The organism is Microvirga arsenatis, from assembly GCF_009910705.1.
Taxonomy (GTDB): domain Bacteria; phylum Pseudomonadota; class Alphaproteobacteria; order Rhizobiales; family Beijerinckiaceae; genus Microvirga; species Microvirga arsenatis.
The window spans coordinates 1-21506 of record NZ_JAAAXJ010000034.1 but is presented as its reverse complement, the minus strand read 5'-3'; the positions used below and the strand labels follow the sequence as shown (position 1 = coordinate 21506).

Below are 21506 nucleotides of genomic sequence, written 5' to 3'. Positions count from 1 at the left end.
TGATGGGCGAAAACCAGTTGCCGAAGGTGATCGCCGGTGTCAGATTCCAGGACGGCGCCGAGATTACAACGATGCCATCACACAACGTCGCCTGATCAGCCTCGTCACCCAAAATCCGTCATAGCTCATCGACACCCCCTAACCAATAAGAATGAAGCAAAAGTTCATTACTATCATCCACGTACTAGGACTCGGACGGTTCATCAAATCACGCCTTGGTCCGAATATGGCTTGAGGATTCTGTGGAATACCAGGAGGCAAAAGCCGCCTCACGCTGGAGAGGGATTTAATTCCAGCCCAACTGTGTCTTGATGCTTCTGTTGAGGAAGCGGAGTTGTCATGACAACGGGACAAGGGGATCTGTTCGCAAGACCAGCGGCTACTAACACGCCGATCATGCCTCCGGCGACTGATCCCATCATAGTCCCCCACCTGGCGCCCTCTTTCCACCTCGCCCCTGCCGATTATGAGAATGCCGCTCATGCGCTCGAGGCCTCCGGCGACTTTCGGATCCTTCGCCGCCTGAAACCCCGTCCTGTCCTCCCGTCGCGGCCGTTGCTTGAGGGAGAGAAGATCGGGTTAATCGTCGATACGGAGACCACAGGCCTCGACAAAGCCAAGGACGAGGTCATCGAGCTCGGCATGATTGCCTTTATCTATCATGTCGAGGGCCAGGTGCGGGACGTCATCGGCACGTTCGGAGCCCTCCGTGAACCCAGCGTTCCGATCAGCCCCGAAAGCATGAAGGTCCACAGGATCACGCCGGAGATGGTCCTGGGCCAGGTCATGGACTTGGAGGCCGTCGAGCAGTTCATTGCCCCGGCGGATTTGGTCATTGCTCATAACGCCATTTTTGACCGGCCGTTCTGCGAGCACCTCACCCGAGGGTTCGCGGGCAAGGCTTGGGCCTGCTCCAACTCCGAGGTGCCCTGGGCAGCCTTTGGTTTCGAAGGATCCAAGCTTGGATACTTGATCGGCCAATGCGGCTATTTCCATCAGGGGCATCGAGCTGTCGACGACTGCCAGGCGCTTCTTGAGGTGCTTGCTCGTCCCCTCCCTGAGGGCGGCACCCTCCCCTTCGGTCACCTTCTCGCGGCTGCCCGAAAGACCACAATCCGGATCTGGGCCGATGGTGCTCCGTTCGACATGAAGGACTGTCTGAAACAGCGCGGCTACCGCTGGAACAACGGAGCGGACGGGCGCCCGAAAGCTTGGTGGACGGAAATTCCCGAGGAAGCCTATTCGGATGAACTCCGCTTTCTGCAGGCGGAAATCTACCGTTCATCGATCAAGCCAGTCCTTCAGAAGGTCACAGCTTATGAACGGTTCCGCCTTGTGTAACGGTCCGGACGTCTTTTACTTGAGCAGTCTGAAAGTATACTTAATATTACATTGTCCTCTCGTAATACGCCTGTTGCTGCTCTTCACACTACATTCGCCGGCGTTGGCGCAAGTCAAGCGAGAGATATCAGCCCTCGGCCCGTTCTCAGCCTGGGACGCGTCGACGTGCTTATTCTCGCCCAGAATACGTCGTTTGAGCTCATTGAGCGTGAGATCTCGTTGTACTCCTTAAACGCAAGGCGATTGGATCAACGATCACCCATGAGGCCTTCAGCTGGTTGCGCGGTGGCCCAGCCACGAAGGTATGGGTTGTCCAGTGTCCGAAAGGAGCTCTCATGCCCAGCCGCTTACCTCGGAGGGAGCGCCCGCGCAGAGGAGTTATCTTGGTGTTGACGTACGACGCTGTCGACAGCTTATCTCTAAAGTCCGATGCAAAGGTCGCATGCTGCTACCAGTTCGCAGCAGCATGTTGGTGTTGGTATCAATGGGAGGTCCGTTCCACATCGATCTCCGAAAATTTCGCGATATTCAACAATTATCACTGCTTACAATGCAAGCTGGAGAAGCTGTTACTTGCAAGGATCCTCAAAGTCTAGAAATGAAAGCCGCAACGGGCGTTTCAACGATGGCTTCCTCAATCACTAGCTCGAAGGTGACGCATACAGGATTGTCGCCGCGGGTGATTTCCCCGGAAGAGATCTCTCCATCCATATCGACGACGTCGATTGTAAGCCGTGCCCGCCCCTGCCTGTTCTCACTCTCAAAGTTGCCTGCGCGGATCAGTACCTCGGTGGCATGTGAGGCCACCCGCGTTCCATCGACGAAGCGCACACCATTCAGACTGCCGATGCCATAGATCTGGGCCCTTGCGATCCCGTGCCGCAGACAGATCTCCTCGATGGAGAGGCTGATATCCTGATTGGGACGCACCTTCGCAAGCAACACGCGAGCATCTGTCTTTGAGGAGTCCACTTCAACACGGCATACCGGCTCGAAGAGGGTGAAGTTCGTCTCCGTATCGGGCATGGCCTCGAAGGTCGCGTCCCTGAAGCCGATGCCCGTCACCTCGATAGGCTCCGCGACCCTGGACAAAGGAGCGAGCATGTGGCCCATCCGCTGTCCCTCGGCGGTATCCCAGACGCCATGACAATGGAGGAATGTCTTTCCGTCCCGCACGCCGATGATAGCGCAGGCGCGCGTTACATCCACCGATCCCACCGGTTCGTAAGTCTCGCTATACCAAGCGACGTAGCGCGGGTCGGAGGACGCGGCAGGCATCACGTACCGGAACGGTTCGCAACGACCACCCCGGAATTCCATAATGCCGCCGATGCAACCAACTTCCCTCATGCACGCGGCAACAGCTTTATCGACCGTCAGATTTGGCTGCAGCACGTAGCGGATTGGCACCGCCATGCCGGGCACGGCAACATAACGTTCCGCAGCAGCCGGACCCGGATGATCAATGCGCCTCATGATGACCTCCTCCCGAAGCTCTAGTCCGCCCGCATGATCTGCTTTGGATCGGCGCGCGCGTCCCGCACTCCCCAGCGTCCTGCTCCCACCCGTGTAAGAAATTCGGTCAGGAGCTGGTTGAACAGCACCGGTTCCTCCAAGTTCAAGGTGTGACCGGATTTCGGAAGCCTGGCGAGGCCGGAGCGCGGCGCCGTCCGCTTCAGGAAGATGCCCGGCTGAATCGAGTGATCGTCCTCATCGCCGACCACCACGAGCAGCGGAACTTCGAGAGCTGCCAACTCGGCCTCAAGGCCGTAGAGCGGGGGCCGCCGCATCTGCGCGCCGCGCATGGTGTTGGCGGCACCCTTGTCGGAATGCTGCGCCATCCGCTCCACGAAGAGCTGCCACCCTCGTGGATCCTTCTCCTGAAGCTGCACACGTGAGGCGCTCTCCCTGTAGACGGGGGCAAAAGCCCGCGCGCCGCGCTCCTCGAAACGTCGCGCCACCTGCTCGGAAATGCGGCGGAATAACCCCTGGTGCTCCTTCTCGGAGCCGTATCCCCCTCCTGCAACAACAGCGGAGCGGATACGGTCGGGATAACGCAGGGCAGCATGAAGACAGGCGAACGCCCTCATGGAGAGGCCGAGCACATGGGCCTTCTCGATTCCAGCCGCGTTCATGATGTCGATGATGTCATCGGCCGAACGCGCCTGGGTGTACTTCTCCACATCCTCGGAAACGTCCGACGGCCTATAGCCTCGGGCGGAGAAGGTGACGCAAGGATGCCGGCGCGAGAAGTAGCCGACCTGCGGCTTCCCGCTCCAGTGATTCCCGCTGAATTCATGTACGAAGATGATGGGCGTACCCGTTCCGGCGGGTTCGTAGAAGAGTCGAATGCCGTCGCTCGTGGTTGCATATGCCATCGAACCTTATCCTCACCGAAACTCGGAGACGGCGCAGCTCTGCCCGCCATCCACCGGAAGGCAGACGCCCGTGATGAACTGCGCTTCGTCGGACGCGAGAAAGACTGCCGCGTGGGCCACGTCCCAGGCCGTGCCCATCCGGCCCATGGGCACGGCCGCGTTGCGCTCCGCCACCATAGCCTCGACGGAGGCATATTGTCCGGAGATCTGGCGGTAGATCAGCGGCGTATCGATTAGACCCGGCATGATGCAGTTGGCGCGTATGCCCTGGCGGGCATACTGCATCGCGAGCGCCACCGTCGCCTGGTTCACGGCCGCCTTGGTGGCGTAGTAAGCGAAATAGGGATAGCCGGTCCAGCGGATCGCGGCGAGGGAAGAGATGTTGACGATGGCACCTCCTCCGTGCTGCAGCATGTGCGGGATCACGGCCTTGGCCGTGCGGTAAATAGGGCCGATAGTGAGCGTCAGCGCAGCCTCGAACTGCTCCTCCGTCAGCTCGACGGGCCCGCCCATATGAGTCACGCCCACGTTGTTGTGCAGGACATCGATGCGCTCGAAGGCGGTGACCGCCTGAGCAACCGCCGCAGCAACCGAAGTCGTGTCAGTAACGTCGGCAGCAACCGCGACAGCCTCTCCGCCTTCCTGTGCGATGATCGATGCTGTTTCCTCCGCCGCCGCATGGACGAGATCGACACAAACGACCCGGGCTCCCTCACGGGCATAGGCAACGGCCGCAGCCTTACCGTTGCCCCAGCCGTCTCCCGAGGATCCCGCCCCAAAAACAATGGCCGCTTTCCCCTTCAGACGGTCGACCATGAAGCTCTCCAGCGCGTCCATGCACGCTCTGCAGGAAACAGCGTGCGACCGGCGGGATCCGCCGGTCGCGAGGATGGGATCAGGCAGTGGATCAGGTCAGGCTGCTGCCGACGGCCTTCTCCAGGATGGCCCAGGCCTCGTCGCCATACTTCTTCTTCCATTCTGCATAGAAGCCGGCCTTGCGCAGCGTCTCGCGGAAGAGCGCTGGATCTGGATCGTTGAACTGCATTCCTTTGGAGACCAACTCGTCTTTTAGGCCGGCATTGAGCTTTGCCACGTCCGCCCGCTCAGCAACCGCCGCCTCGTTGAGATGCTTGGCCACGATTGGGCGCAGGTCCTCAGGCAGCCGCTCCCACGCCCGGCGATTGGCCAGAAACCAGAACCCGTCCCACATGTGATTGGTCATGGAGACGAACTTCTGCACCTCGAAGAGCTTTGCTGTCGATATGATGGCGAGCGGGTTCTCCTGCCCATCGACCACCTTGGTCTGCAGTGCGGTATAGACCTCGGCAAAGTTGATGCTGGCCGGAGCCGAGCCGAATGCCGTGAACATGGAGGTCCAGAGCGGGCTTACCGGCACGCGGATCTTGAAGCCCTTCAAGTCGTCGGGCGTCTGGATCGGCTTGCTCGAGCTCGTAGTCTGGCGGAAGCCATTGTCCCAGATCTTGTCCATCACGACCAGGTTTGCCTTGGCGATCTGGCCGCGTACATAGGCGCCGAGTTCGCCGTCCATGGCCTTCCAGACGCTGTCGTAGTTCGGGAAGGCGAAGCCGATGCCGCTGATCGAGGCGTTTGGTACGAGCGTGGACAGGATCAGAGGCGACAGGGTGAAGAACTCGACGCCGCCCGACCGGACCTGGCTCAGCATGTCGGTGTCGGAGCCGAGTTGGTTGTTGGGGAAAATCTGGATCTCGACTCGCCCGCCGGTCTCCTGCTTGATCCTGTCGGCCGCTTCCTTCGCGCGCAGGTTCATCGGGTGTGTGACCGGCAGATTGTTGGCGTATTTGTAGGTGAACTCGGCCGATTGGGCACGAACTCCAAAGCTGTTGACCATCGCGGCTGAGGCGGCGCCCTGCAGCAGGGTGCGGCGTGAAATGATCATGTTTCTCTCCCTCATGCTTGTTGTGGTAGGCGGCTTGCGGTGGGCTCCCGTGTCACAGGAAGGCGGTGGAAATGCCTGGGATCGCGGCGATCAGCACGAGGCCGACGAGCAGCGCCAGGATGTAGGGCCAGATGGCTCCCATGGCCTCATCGGGCGGGACGTTGCCGATCTTGCAGGCGATGTAGAAACCGATGCCGATGGGAGGTGCCATCAGGCCGATATTCATCGCCGTCACGACGACCATGGAATAATGAACGTCGTTGATGCCCAGGTTCTTGGCGATCGGGAACATGAGCGGGGCCATGAGGACGATGGCGGGAAGACCTTCAAGCACGCAGCCGAGGATCAGAAAGACCACGATGCTCATGGCCATGAAGATGATCCAGCCGCCGGGCAGGCCTGCCATGTAGGCTGCGAGCTGCTGGGCGAATCCTGTCTGGGTGAGCGCCCACGCCATGGCAAGCGCCGTGCCGAGGATCAGCAGGATCGCGCCGCTCAGCGCCGCCGTCTCCACGAGCATATCGTAGCAGTTGCGCAGCCCAATGCCGCCATAGAGAAAGATGCCGATGATAAGGGCGTAGAGGACCGCGATCGTGGAGACCTCGGTCGCCGTCGCGATGCCCCCGCCAACCGCACTTCGGATGATGAACGGCAGCACCAGCGCCGGGGCAGCGATGAGTATCGTGCGCCACATGGTCTGAAAGGGCGCGCGTCGCACGTCGCCGAGGCGCTCGCCGGACGCCTTCATGCGCGCGAGGGCCGCAAGCACGGCGAGCAGCACCATGGCGACAACGAAGCCGCTCGTGAACAATCCGGCAATGGAGACCCCGGCGACCGATCCGAGAACGATCAGGACGATGCTCGGAGGAACGGTATCGGCCATGGCCGCACCCGTCGCCAGCAGCGCGATCATCTCCTTCGGCTTGTGCCCGCGCCGCTTCATCTCCGGGAACAGGGCTGGAGCGACCGTCGCCATATCGGAAACCTTCGAACCCGAGATGCCGGAAACCAGGAAGAGCGAGCCGAGCAGCACATAGGACATGCCGGCCTTCACGTGCCCCAGGAGCGAGGCAAGGAAGTCGACGATGGCCTTGCCCATGCCTGTCGCGTCCAGAATGCAGCCGAGGAACACAAAGATCGGCACCGATAGAAGGATGATGCTCGACATCCCCTCGTCCATGCGGCCGATCATGACGAAGATCGGAACGCGGGTGCTGAAGGCCAGGAACGCCAGGGTGCCGATGCCGAAACAGAATGCGATCGGCACGCCCATGACGAGGCACAGGGCCACGACCCCGACGAGGAAGATAAGAATGTTGAGGTTGCCGAGTCTCAGCAACGTCGGCGAGAGCAGCCAGAGCATGCCCACGATCGCTGCGACGAAGACTACCGACACGGCGAGGTCACGAAGGGTCGAGGCCTTCACCGCATGCGACACGATAAAGCCCAGCATGGCGAAGATGCCGAAGGCTATGGCCGAAACGCGGAAGCTGTTGGGAATATTGAGGGCTGCCGACGTGACATACCATTCCTCCATCACGTATTCGACAGCAGGCTGCAGCATGACGAGCAGGAATGTCGCGGTGAGAACGAGCCCGAGAGTATGAACGAACTCCTGCAACCTCCTCGGGATCATTCCGGTGAAGAGCGTCAGCCTGAGATGCTCGTTCCGGTCGATAGCGATGGCCGAGCCCAGCATGGCAAGCCACAGGAACGAGATCGACGCCACTTCATCGATCCAAACCACCGGATAGGAGAACACGTAACGGGAGGCGACGCCCGTCAGAAGCAGCACGATGATGACGCAGAGGAGCAGCGCCGAAACCGCTTCGATCGGACGGATCAGCAAAGCCCCAATGCGCGGCGCAGCGACGTCGTCGACGTTTGAAAGCGGGGCGACGGTGTCGCTGGCGGCAGCCATGTTGCTCTCCATGCTCAATCACGCCGCACGTCAGCGCGTCCTACTGCTCGAGAATGGCCGGATGCGATTGCGGCACGACATCTCACGCTCCGCTTGGAGGCGCTGGCACCGCCTGCAGGCAAGGTTGAGAGAGCTTATGCCGGTGCCCTCAACAATCATCCTGCCTCCTCCGCTCCTGCTACAACAGCAATCAATGCCCTGCGACAGGTCCATCTTATGGATCTTTGTTTCGCGAATTCCGGAGAAAAGATACACGTCTTACAAACCATTGCAACACAGTGCGAAGCAATTTAGCCTCTGCGCAAGGATAGAAACCGGAAAGTCCGGTCCACCATGTGGACCGACGTTGGATATGCACCATGGATGATGCCTCGCTGTCGACCGGAGATCTGTCAGGGTCCCAGAGTGTGGACAGAGCCCTGCGCCTGCTGGCACTCGTCGGACGTGAAGCGGAACGCGGCGCGCAGCTGAGCGACATCGTCGAGGAGAGCGGCCTCAACAAACCGACGGCGCGTCGACTGCTCCTTGCGCTGATCCGCGCCGGCCTCGTTGAGCAGGAGGCGCGGACACGCCGGTATTATTTGGGCGAGGAAGCCTATGTGCTCGGCACTCTCGCATCGCGTCGTCACGGCCTGCTCGAGCTTTCACTTGAGAGCCTGCGCAATCTCTCCGACATCACCATGGACACGAGCTTTCTGTCCGTCAGGCGCGGTAATTTCGCCGTGTGCTTGCACCGGGAGGAAGGCACCTATCCCGTGCGTACTCACGCCCTTCAGGCTGGAAACCAGCATCCTCTCGGCATCGGCGCCGGTTCGCTCGCCATGCTGGCTTCCCTCAATGACCATGAGGTGGAGACCATCCTCGCCGCAAACAGGAAGGTTCTCGAAAGCCAATACGCATATTATCCGGTGGAGCAGATCCGTGACGATATCGCGGCAACGCGCCGTCAGGGCTATGCGCTCAATCCCGGCCGGATCGTTGCCGGTTCCTGGGGCCTCGGCCTTGCGATTAGGTTCCCGGACGGGCGCATCGCAGGTGCGCTGAGCCTCGCGGCCATCGACAGCCGCATGGGCGCCGGACGGCAGACAGAGCTCGTCCGTTATCTCAGAACCGAGGTCGAAAGCATCGAGAGCAGACTTCGCAAGATGTTCTTCCCTGCGGGCGCCTGACCATGACCGTCCATCGCCCCGTCCCTTCGGAACGAGTCCCATGAACAGCATCCCTTCCCTGATCACACCTGCGACGAAGCGGGTCATGAATCTGTCCCACATCCTGCGTCAGGCTGCACGCCGGCACGGCGCCGAAATCGGGTTCGTCTGGGGTGAGTGCATTTGGAGCTGGGCTGAGCTCGACCGGCGTGTCGATGCCATGGCGGCGGCACTTGCGGCAAAGGGCATCAGGAAAGGCGACCGGGTGCTGGTGCAGTCCAAGAACTGCAACCAGATGTTCGAGTCGATGTTCTCCTGCTTCCGGCTCGGCGCCGTCTGGGTGCCGACGAACTTCCGGCAGACGCCGGACGAGGTTGCTTACCTGGCCCAAGCGAGCGGCGCTTCAGCCATGATCTGCCACAGCGACTTTCCCGAACATGCCGAGACCATCCGTGAAGCGGCGCCTGATGTCCGCTTTGTGATCTCTATCGGACGCTCGAGCTTTGGCGAAAACTACGATGATCTCATCGAACGCCACAGTGGGCAGTCGGCGCCGGAAGCGGCGGTGGAGCATGACGATCCCTGCTGGTTCTTCTTCACCTCTGGAACGACAGGGCGACCCAAGGCCGCTGTTCTGACCCACGGCCAGATGGCTTTCGTGATCACCAATCATCTCTGCGACCTGATGCCAGGCACCACGAACGCCGACGCATCCCTGGTGGTGACGCCCCTGTCCCATGGTGCTGGCGTTCATCAGCTCGTGCAGGTCGCGCGGGCTGCCAAGACGGTGCTGCTGTCGGGTGAACGCTTCGACGTCGACGAGGCCTGGAGCCTGGTGGCGAGGTGGCGCATCACGAGCATGTTTACGGTGCCGACCATCCTGAAGCTCCTGACCGAGCACCCCTCGGTGGACGCGTACGATCACTCCTCCCTGCGCTATGTGATCTATGCCGGCGCTCCCATGTACCGGGAGGACCAGAAGCACGCGCTGAGGAAACTCGGAAAGGTGCTGGTGCAGTATTTCGGCCTCGGCGAGGTCACCGGCAACATCACCGTGCTGCCCCCCGCGCTCCACGATCTGGAGGACAGACCTGATGTGAAGGTGGGAACCTGCGGCTACGAGCGCACGGGCATGCAGGTCTCGATCCAGGACGATCAGGGACGTGAGGTACCGGCGGGCGTGACAGGCGAAATCTGCGTTTGCGGTCCGGCTGTGTTCGCAGGTTACTACAACAATCCGGAAGCCAACCAGACAGCCTTCCGGGACGGCTGGTTTAGAACTGGCGACCTTGGCCATATGGACGAAGAAGGTTTCCTGTTCATCACCGGGCGCGCCTCGGACATGTACATCTCGGGAGGCTCCAACATCTATCCCCGCGAGATCGAGGAGAAGATCCTCGCCCATCCGGCTGTCGCCGAGGTGGCAGTGCTGGGCGTGCCTGACAGAACCTGGGGCGAAGTCGGCGTAGTCGTCTGTGCCCTGCGGCCGAATCAGACTCTCGACGAGGGCGAGCTCATTGCCTGGCTCGACGGCAGGATCGCACACTACAAGCTTCCTAAGCACGTATTCTTCTGGGATGTCCTGCCGAAATCCGCCTACGGTAAGATCACCAAGAAGGCCATTCGTGAAGAACTTGAGACTAAAGGTTACCTTTCCTCAGGATTGTGCAGACTGAGATCATAAGCCAAATACCACCGAACGCAGAGCAAGATCACGGATTTATCGAATTGCCTGCCCTTGAACACGCTACCCTCCGTCGCTGAGCCCAGAGGACTAGCTGAAACTCTGAAACAAATTGCCCATAGACGCCTCCCTCAAGTGGTGCTTATCAATCCTCCACTTTGGCATACCGAGGCCGTTGGGGGCGTCTAGCCCATCAGATCTTGCGCTGACACCAAGCAAGGGAGCTGCTGGCAGATGTTACATTGTAGAACTTGTATGGAACGCAATACACTGTATATTCATTGTAGATACACCTAGCTCGGCTCCGTATCTTGATGAGGGAGGATGACAATGAGAGTTCATTTCGCGCAGTGGGGTAATAGCCTCGCTTTGCGCATCCCCCATGCTTTCGCGCAGGAACTAGACGCTGCACCAGGCCGGCCCGCAGAGGTAACCATCCTGGACGGCAGGCTCATTGTCGCGCCTGTTCAGGATGTCCCAGTCTACTCCCTAGACGAACTTCTTGCCGGCATGACGGAAGATAATCTTCACGGTGAGGTTTCCATGGGTGCTGCGGTTGGCAATGAGTTCGCCTGAAGAGCCCTATTGCCCTGACGAAGGCGACTATATTTGGTTGAACTTTGACCCCCAGGCGGGACGCGAGCAAGCAGGCAGGCGCCCCGCTTTGGTTTTGACGCCCAGGAAGTACAATCAGGTCACCCGCCTGTGTGTCCTGTGCCCGGCAACCTCGCAGGTGAAGGGATACCCCCTTGAGGTCAAGGCGAGCATCAAGGGAGCGGAAGAAAGCGTGATCCTTGCGGACCATGTGAAAAGCGCATCCTGGGCAGACCGGAAAGCGGCCTTTATCGAGATGGCGCCCCCTGGGGTCCTCGCAGAAGTCAGGGCCAAGCTGGCTCCAGTCCTTGGGATCAAGAAAGAGCACTGCAAATCATAAAAGCCGCCTTCGGGCGGCTTTCCTCTTCCTGTCTGCCTCATGGCATTCCCCTCATTACTACAACTCTTTGTAAGGAGTGCACGTCGCTTTGAATCGTTTGCACAGAGTGCCGTGGATTGCCTCGGGTTCGTTCTGGACACCCGATTCAAACTTCCACGCACTCGTTTCGAAGCTAAGGGCAAATGATTCATCAGTTTGGGAAGGCCTATGCGGAGGGCGCTGGGAGCCTGACCTGACCGGGATTTTTAGACCAGGCGAGTTGAGAGCCTACTGCATGATTGTGGCTGTGGGTAGCTGTTGCGCGACGGCCTCCTGTGTAACAGGCGCAGGCGGCCGGTAGCCGGCGATGGGAAGCAATCCGTTCTCGGATTGTCGGTCGGTTCAGACCCCAAGCAGCCTGCGCGCTAATACTGACTGCATGTCGTGTCGACCATCTGCAATGACGTAGATGATGACCTGTTGCCTTGTTACGCGGTAGATCACACGGTATGGTTTAAACTAGGTTTGCCGGTATTCTTTAATGCCCAGTGTGACCAGTTCTCTGGGATAAATGCCGCGCTCCGGGAAGCATGACAAGCTCTCCACAGCTTTCATCAACCCATCCAACACTCGATTGGCGCTGCCCACGAAATCGAACTCTGCGATGTAGTCGTGGATCGACTCCAGGTCCTGCTCCGCCCCCTTGGTGAGCAAGACTTCGAACTTAGCGGGTGGGTCTGCCATCAAGTGCTGGCTCGTTTGGCCCGCAAACGAGCGACGATATCAGTCGCAGGCTTGGTCTTACCTGCGGCCACGTCCTGATTGCCCAGAGCTAGAATTTTCAGCAGAGCCAGCGTTTCCTGGGTTTGCTCGAAGGTGGCAACGCCCTGCAACACCGCTTTAGCTTCGCCGTTTAGTGTGATGACCAGCGGCTCCCGCCGTTCGGTAAGGTCTGCCAGAACGTCTGCGGTGCTGGCTTTGAGGTAGCTGATTGGCTTGAATTGAGATGAGTAGCGCATGGCGGTATCTGGGCGATCGCTTAAGACCGAATATAGTCTTTTTACGGTCTTATCGCGAAGAGGCGCCGAATCCATTCCACAGCTCAGCCCATGGAATCTTTGTTGCGAATGGAATTCACCCAAAACGGAGTTTGAGGCGAATCTAGATTCGCACGATGCGTCTTTATGGTGTTTTTGTTGGGGTTAATGCCAAACGCTTTGATTTCAATGAAAGTGCCGGGGCTTGAACCGAAGCTCAATCTGTTCTGTCTCATATGTAGCCGCAGCCCCTGCCTCAGATCCCTCCTTCGCCCCTGCCCTCAATCGGTCACGCGTTCCGATCTTCGCCTCATCGCCGCGGCCGTGCGGCATAGCGAAGTCATCACGTACGCTGACGCTTCTCAGGAGATCCGAGAGGTCGACGAAGTTCTCGGCGATCAGGTGGGTTACCCCGCCCTCGCGCTGGTAACGCCCTCTGACCCCAATCATGTTCGAGGACAGGATCAAGCGACGATATTTCTCGAATAGCGAGGGCCAGACGATGATGTTGGCGACATCAGTCTCGTCCTCGATCGTCATGAACATGACCCCCTTGGCCGAGCCGGGCTTCTGTCGCACCAGAACCAGTCCTGCCACGGCCACCCTACTCCCGTCGCGCACCTGACGGAGATCGGCACAACTACAGATCTTCCGGGCCGTGAGTTCTTCTCGCAGGAAGGCCAAAGGATGCTGCCGGAGCGTGAGGCCCTTGGAACGGTAGTCCTCCACGACCTCGCGGCCTTCCGTCATGGGCGCGAGCTCGACCTTGGGCTCGTATCCCTCCGGCCTGATGGTGTTCTCACGGGCGTCCGCGGCCGCAAACAGCGGCAGCGGCTCATCGGACGATCCCTTGATCTCCCACAGAGCATCCCGCCGGTTGATCTTCAGCGATTCGAACGCGTCCGCCTCCGCCAGATGCTCGAGGGACGAGACGGATAGTCCGGCCCGACGCCAGAGGTCCTCGATCGACGTATACGGCTCATCGCCCCGGGCGACCGGGATCATGCCGCCGTCGGCATTCGCCAGACCCCGCACCAGACAGAAGCCGAGCCGCACGGCAAAGCGGCCCTGATGGCGTGTCGGCTCAAGGGTGCATTCCCAGCGCGAGTGGTTGATGTCGACGGGCCGGATCTCGACGCCATGGTTGAGGGCATCCCGCACCAGCTGGGCCGGGGCATAGAAGCCCATCGGCTGCGAGTTCAGGATCGCGCAGCAGAACACATCCGGATGGTGGCACTTCATCCAGGACGAGGCGTAAGCGATCTTGGCGAATGATGCCGCATGGCTCTCTGGGAAACCGTAGGAGCCGAAGCCCTCGAGCTGCTTGAAGGTTCTCTCGGCAAATTCGGCGTCATAGCCGCGGGCCACCATGCCCTGCACCAGCTTGTCGCGGAATTTGGTGACACCGACCGTCAGCTTGAACGTCGCCATGGCCCGCCGGAGCTGATCGGCCTCGGAGGCCGTGAACCCGGCGCATTCGATCGCCACCCGCATGGCCTGTTCCTGGAACAGCGGTACGCCCAACGTCTTCTCCAGGACCCGCTTCAGCTCGGGCCGCGGATACTCGGGCTTCTCGCGGCCTTCGCGCCGGCGCAGATAGGGGTGCACCATGTCACCCTGGATCGGCCCCGGCCTGACGATCGCCACCTGAATGACGATATCGTAAAATTTGGCTGGTCGGATCCGCGGCAGCATCGCCATCTGGGCCCGGCTTTCGATCTGAAACACCCCGACCGTGTCCGCCCGTTGGATCATCCGGTAAGTAGGAGCATCGTCCATCGGGATCGTCGCAATCTCCCGATCCTCGCCCTTATGCTCGCGCAGGAGATCGAAGGCACGGCGTAGGCAGCCCAGCATGCCGAGGCCCAGCACATCGACCTTCATGAACTTGAGGATGTCGATGTCGTTCTTGTCCCACTCGATCACCTGCCGGTTCTCCATCGCGGCCGGCTCGATCGGCACTAGGTCGTCGAGGCGATCCTGGGTCAGCACAAAGCCGCCCGGGTGCTGCGAGAGATGGCGCGGGGTTCCGATGAGCTCCGAGGCGAGCTCCAGCGTCATCCGCAGGCGCGGATCGTTCAGATTGAGGTTGAGCTCCTGCGCTTCCTTCTCCGAGACACCGTCCCTGCCCCAGCCCCAGACGAGACCGGCCAGAGAGGAGGTCACGTCCCCGGGCAGGCCCATGACCTTGCCGACCTCGCGCACCGCGCCACGGGCGCGATAGCAGATCACCACGCCAGTCAGGGCCGCCCTGTGGCGGCCATAGGTGTCGTAGATCCACTGGATCACCTCCTCCCGGCGCTCGTGCTCGAAGTCCACATCGATGTCCGGCGGCTCACGCCGTTCCTCGGACACGAAGCGCTCGAACAGGAGATCATGCTCAGTCGGTTTGATCGAGGTGATGCCGAGCACGTAACAGACGGCGGAGTTGGCGGCCGAGCCCCTGCCCTGGCACAGGATGCCCCGGCTCCGGGCGAACTGGACGATCGCGTTCACCGTCAGGAAGTACGGTGCGTATTCGAGCTTCTCGATGAGGTGGAGCTCGTGCCGAATTGTGCCTGCCACCTGATCCGGGATGCCATCCGGATAGCGGCGGTTAGCCCCCTCCCAGGTGAGACGTTCGAGTTTCTCCTGGGCTGTCTCTCCCGGACCGGTCTCGCTCGGATACTGATACCGAAGCTCGTCGAGCGAGAACGTACAGCGGTCCAGAATTTCTTGGATCCGTTGGAAGGCTCCCGGATGGCGCTCGAAGAGACGCTGCATCTCGGCGGGATCCTTGAGGTGCCGGTCGGAATTGCGCTCCAGGCGATAGCCGGCCGTGTCGATGGTGCAACCCTCCCGGATGCAGGTGACCACGTCCTGCAGGCGGCGCCGGTCGGGATGATGATAGAGGATGTCCCCCACAGCGACCGTCGGCACCCTTGCCGCCTTCGCAGCCTCCTCGACGTAATAGAGCCTGAGGTGCTCGTTCGGAGCAAAGCGCCGGATCAGGGCCATGTAGGCGCGGTTGCCGAAGGTGGCCTTCATGCGAGAGAGGTTGGCTTTCAGGGTGTCGTTCGCCTCATCGCCCAACAGGATCGCGAGCAGGCCCTGGTTCCATTGAACGACATCGTCCCAGGTGAGGAAGCATTTGCCTTTGCCGCCCCGGCTCTTGCCGATGCTCAGCAGCCGGCACAGGCGCGAATAGGCCGGGCGGTCTGTGGGATAAACGAGCAGTGATGTGCCGTCGGTGAGGTCGAGCCTGCAGCCGACGACGAGGCGCACGCCGGTGTCCGTCGCGGCCTCATAGGCGCGCACGATCCCGGCCAGTGAACTGCGGTCGGTGATGCCCAGCGCTGCGATGCCGAGCCGTTTGGCCTGCTCGAACAGTTCGGCTGGGCTGGACGCTCCGCGCAGGAACGAGAAGTGGGTGGTGACCTGCAGGTCGGCATACACGGTCATGCGAACAGGCTTTCGCTCATGCGAAGAACCCGTGCAGCCACCAGCGGCCGCCCTCGCTCAAGGGCGCGTCCCGGAACACCCAGAAGCGGGCGCCCTTGTCGGTCTCGAGCCGGTAGTAATCCCGGATCGTCCGGTGCTGGTCGCCGAGCCACCATTCGGAGGTGATGCGCTCCGGCCCGTCGGCCTTGTTCACCTTGTAGCGGACCCGGCGCCAGATGAAGGCGGCCGGCGGATAGTCGGGCAGCAGAGCCGTCGTGATGATCGGCTCCGGCGGATCGAGAAGCCGTGTCGGCCGCGGCAGTCCGTCGGGCCAGGCCGATCGCGCCGGAGGAGACAGCGGCGGCACCTTCTCGGCCATGCGCTCAGGAACAAGGGTTTCGACCGGGGCCAGGCGATACACCTGACCCACTCCGACCCGGGCTGTCAGCCGGTCGACCAGGCGGCTGATGTCGGCCTCCTCTTCTGCCTCGTCCAAGCCGCGAGCCGCGATCTGGTTCTCGTCCAAAGGCTCCGTCCGGCTGGCGATCAGCACGACTTCCTCGATGCCGAAGCCTGGATCGATCGTCTCGAGCCTGTCGTCGAACAGCCTTGCCAGATGCTTATGATCCCGCGTGGCTTTGGCAGCGCCGGCCCGAAGGGCCGCGCCCCTCTCGTCGACGCGGCGGAAGACCAGGTCAAGCCGGCGGACCCCCTCCCCTCGTTTGGCGAGCGCCCGGCAGATCTCCTCGGACAACTGACACACCACCAGCTTCAGGTCCTCCAGGCGTGCGATCGGCTCGGCAAAGATGCGGGTAGCCACCGTTGTCTCTTCCGGAATGATCGGGCTGATCGGCTCGGCCGCATGGCCGAACGCCTGATCGAGCCGCAGGCTGGCCTCACGCCCGAACCGGCGGACCATGGGAGCCCGCGGCATGGCGGCCAGCTGTCCGATCCGCTCGACCCCGAGCCGGTGCATGGCGCCGATTGTTTGCGGGGGCAGCCGGAGGGCCTGCACCGGCAGAGGGGAAACCGCATCCACCGCTCGGCCAGGCGGGACAATCCCGCCCTTCCCGTACCGCGCCACGGCCCAGGCAGCGCCCGGCACATCGGCAACGGCCGCACGGGCGTGAATGCCGTTGTTCTCCAGGCGCCCGAGCAGGGTTTTGAGCAACGCCTCTTCGCCGCCGAACAGGTGCTCGACGCCGGCAATGTCGATCCAGAGGCCGTCAGGAGGGTCGAGTGCGACCACGGGCGAGAACCGGATCGCCCACTTGGCGAGCTCCAGCAGGGATTGCGCCTCGCCATCCGGATCCGCGTCCATGACGTGCAGATCAGGGACGAGGGCCTGAGCCTGGGCGACTGCCATCCCCTCGATTAGTCCCAATTGCCGGGCCGTCTGGCAGGCGGATGCAATGATCCGACGGGATCCCACCGTGGTGACGGTGACCAGCGGCTTATCCGCCGGCGGACCCTCGAACCTGCGCCGGATGCGATCTGTGGGCCAGGTTGGAAGGTAAAGCGAGACGACCCTGCGCATCGCAGGCCTCCACAATCCAGGAACAGGGTTCAGCGCCGCGGCAGCGCATGAGCTCAACCTGCCAGCGGCCGCGCCCTAATCCTTGCGCCGGCAGGTCATCGGAGACCGCAGGGGTGATGCGCCATCGGGTCAGGGCAGCAGTGGGAGCGTGGGTCAGGTCCTTTTGCGCCACCGTCCACCAGCGCCGGATCACCAGGGCTGTGACGCCTGAGGCCTCGGCGGCCAGTTGCAGGCGCCGGGATGCCGTCAGGCCGAGCTTTGTCACCTCACCGACGACGGCGCCGAGCCCCTTCTCGTGCAGGCCTTCCTCAATCAGGGGCAGGACATCGCCGTCGCGGCCCGTCTCCGCGTAGATCACCCGGTTCGGGTGAAGCCCCACCTGCATGAGGCCTGGGGCGAACAGATCCCGGCGCGTCAGGCACCACAGGACAGGCCCCTTCAGGCGGGCGAGAATGCCGGCCGCAAACAGGGTGGCCGCCCCGGCGAACTCCGCGGCTGGGCCACTCTCGATCACCTCGTGCAGAGCGCCCGAGGCTAGCCCCTTTGCCGGCAGATGGCCGTCGATCGGCGTTACGCCGAAGGGCAACGCTTTGCGCGGGCGCGAGCCGCTGTGGAGCCGCTCGATCTGACGCCGCAAGCTCTCGATGACCTCGCGCCTGGCATCCATGACCCATGCTGACCTCTCTGCCACAGTAGAGAACAAAGCAGGAACATGGACCAACGCCGGGAGTCAACGCAGGTTGCCGACCCGGGCCTGTGGATAACGGGGACGATCCAAACGGCGAGATTCAACCGGCATGGCCTTGTGCACGGCGTCCGCCAAAGTCGCACCTGCGGCGTGTGCGTCATGCTCGCACACACGCTCCGGGTGACGTCCCGCGTGCGACGGTTGAACTTTTCCCGAAGGAGCGGAGCGTAGCGCTGTCCAACGATGGATCGTCGCAGGATCGACCTAAACACCGCGCTCCGCCATCATCTCCTCGAGATTTCACAGACTGAGGCTGTAGGCCAAGTACCACCACACGCAGAGCAGGATCATCGATTGATCAAAATGCCTGCCCTTGAAACACTCTCTTCCGGCGCTGAGCGTAGGAAAGATCAATCGAAACTTTGAGACAGATTGTTGCGACAGATCCCACTCTGACACGCCTCAGGCTACCCACTCAAGACGACAGCGGTCGAAGTCGGCTGCGCCGCCCTTTTGCTGCAAAAGTAAGGAGAACAATTGCAATGAAGGACTACATCTACCTTCAGATGCCTTTTCCTCCAGCGATATTAACTTTGCCGATAAATGGATCGCTATGGCCAGCGCGACCGTATTGCGGCCGGAATCCGTAACACTATTTTTGAACTGGGTGCTCTTTATGGGAGGGTGAACATGACGGCCTATGTTGTCACCACCAGATGGGAAGCTCGGACGAGTTCATCTACGGCTGAGCAGCAGGTCCGGGAGGTTCCAGGCGTGCGAATTAGGAGCAGCAGTAATCCTCACTGCATCACGGTTGAGGCCTCAGAGTTTGCGGCCGCTGAAATCCAGCGCCGATTTGGCAGCGTGCTCCTCGTCGAGCCGGAAATCAGCGCCAGGCTGGACAAGTCGAACTGAGAGTTCAGTCGGCACCGCGTGGGCGTACCGATCCACAAGGCTCCACGTCAAAAATCGTGCTGCGTCGGCGCAGCTGGTGTTTCAGATCCTTGAGCATCCCAAGCGCGACATCGCTGTAGATGCCCGTAATCAGGTGCGCAGGATCGGCTAGATAAGCCTGCTCGATCCTGTCGCGAATGTCACTTGGTAACAGCCATTCCCTCATGTGATCAGTGTCGGCTGCGGGCTGCTTGAGTATCACTGTCGCATAGCCTCACCTCTTGATCGATCGGATCAGGTTGGCGTCCCCTAACATGGTCCTGTTGCATCCCTTTCCTCTCTCAGGAGAGCAAGAAGCCTTAGATCTCCGGATCAAAGGGGTCAAAGTCTTCGTCCTTGTCTGTATTGGTTGTCATGAAACAAATTGTTGTGTCGGGGCAGGGTTGCCGAGAGTTTCACTGCTCTTGTTGCCCTATGGATTCGAATAGGCCACCGATGGCTAGGTTATTCACAGCCCTTCCGAGCCGGTGTACTCCCAGCGTTTGTCAGAATCCTTGAACTGATGCTTATGGATCGCGCACTTAGTCAGGAGCACAGATGGACGTTCAGACCCGCTTGGAGGCCAACGCAATCATTGATCGCCTTGTTGCAGATGGCTCAACCTTCTCCCGGGATGACGCGCGCCGCCTGATCGACCTGATTCCGGTCACGCCCGGTTCACGGCTTTCGTTCAGCGGGATTTTCAAAGGCCCGGGCTCCCGCTTCCGGGGACATGCAGCCGGACTTGGCAACGTCGAGGTCGACGAGGAGTCCAAGGAGAAGAGGATCACGCTCAACGAACCGGCCTCGCACCGGATCGGCGGCTATGTGGTGACACATACGCCTGGCGCGATTACGGTCGAGCTGATGTGGGCGGAAACGAAACTGGATCAGACAGGGCTGAGCTGCCAGCTCGTATACGATGCCCGCACCAAGGAGCCTCAGGAATTGCAGATCGCTGCACAGAAGTCACTGTCCCTGCTGTTCCTGACGTTCAGCTATATCTCTTACATCCCCTGGAAGCAGCCTGAGAGCGGTCACCAAGGCCGGGGCCGATGAGGCTCTCTACGGGTTCGGGATCGACAGCACCCAAGGCCTGACGACCACCCCCTGGGGCGCCGGCGCTCCTCCTGCCCCCTCGCGCTCGCTCGGAGGCAATCTTTTGGAGCCTACGTTAGCTCCCGGCTGCCTCAAGCCAGAAGCGCAGGCTGCGAGCGTTTACCGGGGCTCCCGCTGCCTCATGCAGCGCCAGGATGTCCGCATGAAAGCGGCGGGCGGTCTCGAGGCCAACGAGCAGGTTCAGGCTCCGGATGATGCGGGTGATCCGCAGGTGGTTGTGGTCCTGCCAGGTCAGCCACCAAGGTGTATTGCGGTAGAACTGGAGCATTCGATCTGTTGCCTGCTCGAGGGTGCCGGTTGCCCGGGGATCCGAGCGGATGGCCTGGATCTCAGCTGGTGTCAGCACAGGAGCATCGGGCTGGGCCCCGCTGCGGATTGCCAGCGGAAACAGCCACTGGATGTAGTCATGGGTGTCCTCGAGCTGCTGATCGGTCCATCCGAGCACGTCGGCAGCAGACCGGCCACGGCTGTCGCGCCCGCGTCCGGCGAGATAGGCGTACAGGGGGCCGGCTATAGCCTCGGACAAAGAACGATCCTCCTTTGACTGTCATCTGGGCCAGGAAGAGAACCAGATTAGGCTTAGTCCGGAGGGAGCAAGAATGTTCAATAGGGCCCCTTCCCTTTCTGCAGTTCACCGGTTGCCGAACGGTGTTCAGGACCGGGAGGCCTGAAACGAGCCCCAAATTGCCCCCTGAGTTCTCGCAGTTGCCGATCGATAGAACCAGAAATCTGCCTGGCGCCGCGATACCCAGCTTGGCGGTTCGCAGGGCGTAGAGCGGGCAGGGTCACGTCACCTCCACAATGCAGTTATTGAGACCAAGCTTTACGGAATGCTCCAGATCTGCGTGCTCACCAGAGCCAAGAGACCAGCGCCCAGGAGCAGGGTCAGGAGAAGTGCGATTTGGCTCAGCCTCTCATAACGGGCGAGGCGGGCATCGGCGTCTTTCACCCTGCGGTGCAGCTCATCTTGTTCAAACGAATGAAACGACACAACATTTAGCTTTTGGAATGAGGCTAAATTTTCTATCAGCACCTTGTGCGCGTGGGAAGATGGTCCTCGGATCTCTGATGCTGCCCGTATTGACGCATGTGCGTCAGTTGCCCTTCCGCCGCGCGCTGCCCGGCGGCTCGTCGTCGTAAGTTACCATCCAGGCCCATCGATCTTGTCGGCACACGGATCGGTCTGGAAAACGCCCTCCCCTAGTCCCCGGACGATCAGCATTCGTCGCCCTCTCCTCGACAATCACTTCCCACGCGGAAGCGGTGCCCAGAAGGGTGGGCCTGACCTGCCAACCCTCAGGACCGGCGGCATCGACCTCCTAAGACCTTGTGGTAACCCAAGTGGTGCCGTCTGGGATGTGGTGGACTTTTGAGAGGGTGGCGTAGTCTCCGGGTGTTGAAGCCCACAAAACGGGATTCGGGCGTTGGAGCGCCAGGGTCCCATTGGAGACCACGCCATGACGGACCCT

The 21506-nt window shown here is 61.1% G+C and carries 19 protein-coding genes and 2 pseudogenes; 7 read left to right on the top strand and 14 right to left on the bottom strand.

Features of this window, described 5'->3' with window-relative positions; genetic code table 11:
* Positions 1–339: 339 nt before the first annotated feature.
* Positions 340–1341, top strand: coding sequence for a 3'-5' exonuclease (locus tag GR303_RS23445; protein WP_161726741.1), 1002 nt, complete (start codon positions 340–342; stop codon positions 1339–1341).
* A gap of 585 nt (positions 1342–1926) precedes the next feature.
* On the opposite strand, the gene GR303_RS23440 is transcribed toward GR303_RS23445, so the two are convergent.
* The 5 genes from GR303_RS23440 to GR303_RS23420 all read right to left on the bottom strand — a co-directional run bounded on the left by GR303_RS23440 (position 1927) and on the right by GR303_RS23420 (position 7558).
* Entirely contained in the window at positions 1927–2817 is an 891-nt protein-coding gene (locus GR303_RS23440; RefSeq protein ID WP_161726743.1) for a PCC domain-containing protein, read from the bottom strand.
* 20 nt (positions 2818–2837) lie between these two features.
* Positions 2838–3719 (bottom strand): alpha/beta fold hydrolase, encoded by an 882-nt coding sequence (locus GR303_RS23435; RefSeq protein WP_161726745.1) that lies wholly within the window; start codon positions 3717–3719, stop codon positions 2838–2840.
* A gap of 12 nt (positions 3720–3731) precedes the next feature.
* Positions 3732–4535, bottom strand: coding sequence for an SDR family NAD(P)-dependent oxidoreductase (locus GR303_RS23430; RefSeq protein ID WP_161726747.1), 804 nt, complete (start codon positions 4533–4535; stop codon positions 3732–3734).
* 91 nt (positions 4536–4626) lie between these two features.
* Complete coding sequence (locus GR303_RS23425; RefSeq protein ID WP_161726749.1) at positions 4627–5637, bottom strand: TRAP transporter substrate-binding protein; 1011 nt, start codon at positions 5635–5637, stop codon at positions 4627–4629.
* 52 nt (positions 5638–5689) lie between these two features.
* Positions 5690–7558, bottom strand: coding sequence for a TRAP transporter large permease (locus GR303_RS23420; protein WP_161726751.1), 1869 nt, complete (start codon positions 7556–7558; stop codon positions 5690–5692).
* A 359-nt stretch (positions 7559–7917) separates the two neighbouring features.
* On the opposite strand from GR303_RS23420, the gene GR303_RS23415 reads away from it, so the two are divergent.
* On the top strand, positions 7918–8727 hold the full coding sequence (locus GR303_RS23415) for an IclR family transcriptional regulator (protein WP_161726753.1): 810 nt from the start codon (positions 7918–7920) through the stop codon (positions 8725–8727).
* A gap of 40 nt (positions 8728–8767) precedes the next feature.
* Positions 8768–10390 (top strand): acyl-CoA synthetase, encoded by a 1623-nt coding sequence (locus GR303_RS23410; protein ID WP_161726755.1) that lies wholly within the window; start codon positions 8768–8770, stop codon positions 10388–10390.
* Here the strand turns inward: GR303_RS23410 and GR303_RS25365 are convergent.
* A pseudogene (locus GR303_RS25365) lies at positions 10360–10452 on the bottom strand (IS6 family transposase); the annotation flags it as partial. The gene GR303_RS23410 and the pseudogene GR303_RS25365 sit on opposite strands and share 31 nt — an antisense overlap.
* A 268-nt stretch (positions 10453–10720) precedes the next feature.
* Between GR303_RS25365 and GR303_RS23400 the strand changes: the two are divergent.
* Together GR303_RS23400 and GR303_RS23395 are read left to right on the top strand one after the other, a co-directional pair.
* Positions 10721–10966, top strand: coding sequence for an AbrB/MazE/SpoVT family DNA-binding domain-containing protein (locus GR303_RS23400; RefSeq protein ID WP_161726756.1), 246 nt, complete (start codon positions 10721–10723; stop codon positions 10964–10966).
* Positions 10953–11324, top strand: coding sequence for a type II toxin-antitoxin system PemK/MazF family toxin (locus GR303_RS23395; protein WP_161726758.1), 372 nt, complete (start codon positions 10953–10955; stop codon positions 11322–11324). Before GR303_RS23400 ends, GR303_RS23395 begins: the two co-directional genes overlap by 14 nt.
* A gap of 498 nt (positions 11325–11822) precedes the next feature.
* Here GR303_RS23395 and GR303_RS23390 read toward each other — a convergent pair whose 3' ends face one another.
* From GR303_RS23390 to GR303_RS24455, 6 genes and pseudogenes are all read right to left on the bottom strand, one after another.
* Positions 11823–12047, bottom strand: coding sequence for a type II toxin-antitoxin system RelE/ParE family toxin (locus GR303_RS23390; protein ID WP_201752208.1), 225 nt, complete (start codon positions 12045–12047; stop codon positions 11823–11825).
* A complete protein-coding gene (locus tag GR303_RS23385; RefSeq protein WP_161726760.1) occupies positions 12047–12322 on the bottom strand; it encodes a type II toxin-antitoxin system Phd/YefM family antitoxin in 276 nt (91 codons plus the stop codon). Before GR303_RS23385 ends, GR303_RS23390 begins: the two co-directional genes overlap by 1 nt.
* 204 nt (positions 12323–12526) lie before the next feature.
* Complete coding sequence (locus tag GR303_RS23380) at positions 12527–15781, bottom strand: error-prone DNA polymerase (protein ID WP_161726762.1); 3255 nt, start codon at positions 15779–15781, stop codon at positions 12527–12529.
* A gap of 16 nt (positions 15782–15797) precedes the next feature.
* On the bottom strand, positions 15798–17297 hold the full coding sequence (locus GR303_RS23375; protein WP_161726763.1) for a Y-family DNA polymerase: 1500 nt from the start codon (positions 17295–17297) through the stop codon (positions 15798–15800).
* Complete coding sequence (locus GR303_RS23370) at positions 17215–17964, bottom strand: ImuA family protein (protein ID WP_161726765.1); 750 nt, start codon at positions 17962–17964, stop codon at positions 17215–17217. The genes GR303_RS23375 and GR303_RS23370 overlap by 83 nt, the downstream gene beginning before the upstream one ends.
* A gap of 197 nt (positions 17965–18161) precedes the next feature.
* Positions 18162–18336: pseudogene (locus tag GR303_RS24455) on the bottom strand (IS6 family transposase); the annotation flags it as partial.
* Between the two features lie 252 nt (positions 18337–18588).
* Between GR303_RS24455 and GR303_RS23365 the strand changes: the two are divergent.
* On the top strand, positions 18589–18900 hold the full coding sequence (locus GR303_RS23365) for a hypothetical protein (RefSeq protein WP_161726767.1): 312 nt from the start codon (positions 18589–18591) through the stop codon (positions 18898–18900).
* A gap of 4 nt (positions 18901–18904) precedes the next feature.
* Here GR303_RS23365 and GR303_RS23360 read toward each other — a convergent pair whose 3' ends face one another.
* Positions 18905–19105 (bottom strand): hypothetical protein, encoded by a 201-nt coding sequence (locus tag GR303_RS23360; protein ID WP_161726769.1) that lies wholly within the window; start codon positions 19103–19105, stop codon positions 18905–18907.
* 371 nt (positions 19106–19476) lie between these two features.
* Between GR303_RS23360 and GR303_RS23355 the strand changes: the two genes are divergently transcribed.
* Complete coding sequence (locus tag GR303_RS23355) at positions 19477–19977, top strand: hypothetical protein (protein WP_201752207.1); 501 nt, start codon at positions 19477–19479, stop codon at positions 19975–19977.
* Between the two features lie 115 nt (positions 19978–20092).
* On the opposite strand, the gene GR303_RS23350 is transcribed toward GR303_RS23355, so the two are convergent.
* The gene (locus GR303_RS23350; protein WP_161726771.1) at positions 20093–20563 is read right to left on the bottom strand and encodes an opioid growth factor receptor-related protein; all 471 of its coding nucleotides are present in this window, start codon (positions 20561–20563) and stop codon (positions 20093–20095) included.
* Positions 20564–21506 lie beyond the last annotated feature (943 nt).

What these genes read in the sequence shown, in the direction of transcription:
- GR303_RS23445 (WP_161726741.1), top strand. Translation starts at nt 340, where the DNA reads ATGACAACGGGACAAGGGGATCTGTTCGCAAGACCAGCGGCTACTAAC.
- GR303_RS23440 (WP_161726743.1), bottom strand. Translation starts at nt 2,817, where the DNA reads ATGAGGCGCATTGATCATCCGGGTCCGGCTGCTGCGGAACGTTATGTT.
- GR303_RS23435 (WP_161726745.1), bottom strand. Translation starts at nt 3,719, where the DNA reads ATGGCATATGCAACCACGAGCGACGGCATTCGACTCTTCTACGAACCC.
- GR303_RS23430 (WP_161726747.1), bottom strand. Translation starts at nt 4,535, where the DNA reads ATGGTCGACCGTCTGAAGGGGAAAGCGGCCATTGTTTTTGGGGCGGGA.
- GR303_RS23425 (WP_161726749.1), bottom strand. Translation starts at nt 5,637, where the DNA reads ATGATCATTTCACGCCGCACCCTGCTGCAGGGCGCCGCCTCAGCCGCG.
- GR303_RS23420 (WP_161726751.1), bottom strand. Translation starts at nt 7,558, where the DNA reads ATGGCTGCCGCCAGCGACACCGTCGCCCCGCTTTCAAACGTCGACGAC.
- GR303_RS23415 (WP_161726753.1), top strand. Translation starts at nt 7,918, where the DNA reads ATGGATGATGCCTCGCTGTCGACCGGAGATCTGTCAGGGTCCCAGAGT.
- GR303_RS23410 (WP_161726755.1), top strand. Translation starts at nt 8,768, where the DNA reads ATGAACAGCATCCCTTCCCTGATCACACCTGCGACGAAGCGGGTCATG.
- GR303_RS23400 (WP_161726756.1), top strand. Translation starts at nt 10,721, where the DNA reads ATGAGAGTTCATTTCGCGCAGTGGGGTAATAGCCTCGCTTTGCGCATC.
- GR303_RS23395 (WP_161726758.1), top strand. Translation starts at nt 10,953, where the DNA reads ATGAGTTCGCCTGAAGAGCCCTATTGCCCTGACGAAGGCGACTATATT.
- GR303_RS23390 (WP_201752208.1), bottom strand. Translation starts at nt 12,047, where the DNA reads ATGGCAGACCCACCCGCTAAGTTCGAAGTCTTGCTCACCAAGGGGGCG.
- GR303_RS23385 (WP_161726760.1), bottom strand. Translation starts at nt 12,322, where the DNA reads ATGCGCTACTCATCTCAATTCAAGCCAATCAGCTACCTCAAAGCCAGC.
- GR303_RS23380 (WP_161726762.1), bottom strand. Translation starts at nt 15,781, where the DNA reads ATGACCGTGTATGCCGACCTGCAGGTCACCACCCACTTCTCGTTCCTG.
- GR303_RS23375 (WP_161726763.1), bottom strand. Translation starts at nt 17,297, where the DNA reads ATGCGCAGGGTCGTCTCGCTTTACCTTCCAACCTGGCCCACAGATCGC.
- GR303_RS23370 (WP_161726765.1), bottom strand. Translation starts at nt 17,964, where the DNA reads ATGGATGCCAGGCGCGAGGTCATCGAGAGCTTGCGGCGTCAGATCGAG.
- GR303_RS23365 (WP_161726767.1), top strand. Translation starts at nt 18,589, where the DNA reads ATGGATCGCTATGGCCAGCGCGACCGTATTGCGGCCGGAATCCGTAAC.
- GR303_RS23360 (WP_161726769.1), bottom strand. Translation starts at nt 19,105, where the DNA reads ATGAGGGAATGGCTGTTACCAAGTGACATTCGCGACAGGATCGAGCAG.
- GR303_RS23355 (WP_201752207.1), top strand. Translation starts at nt 19,477, where the DNA reads ATGGACGTTCAGACCCGCTTGGAGGCCAACGCAATCATTGATCGCCTT.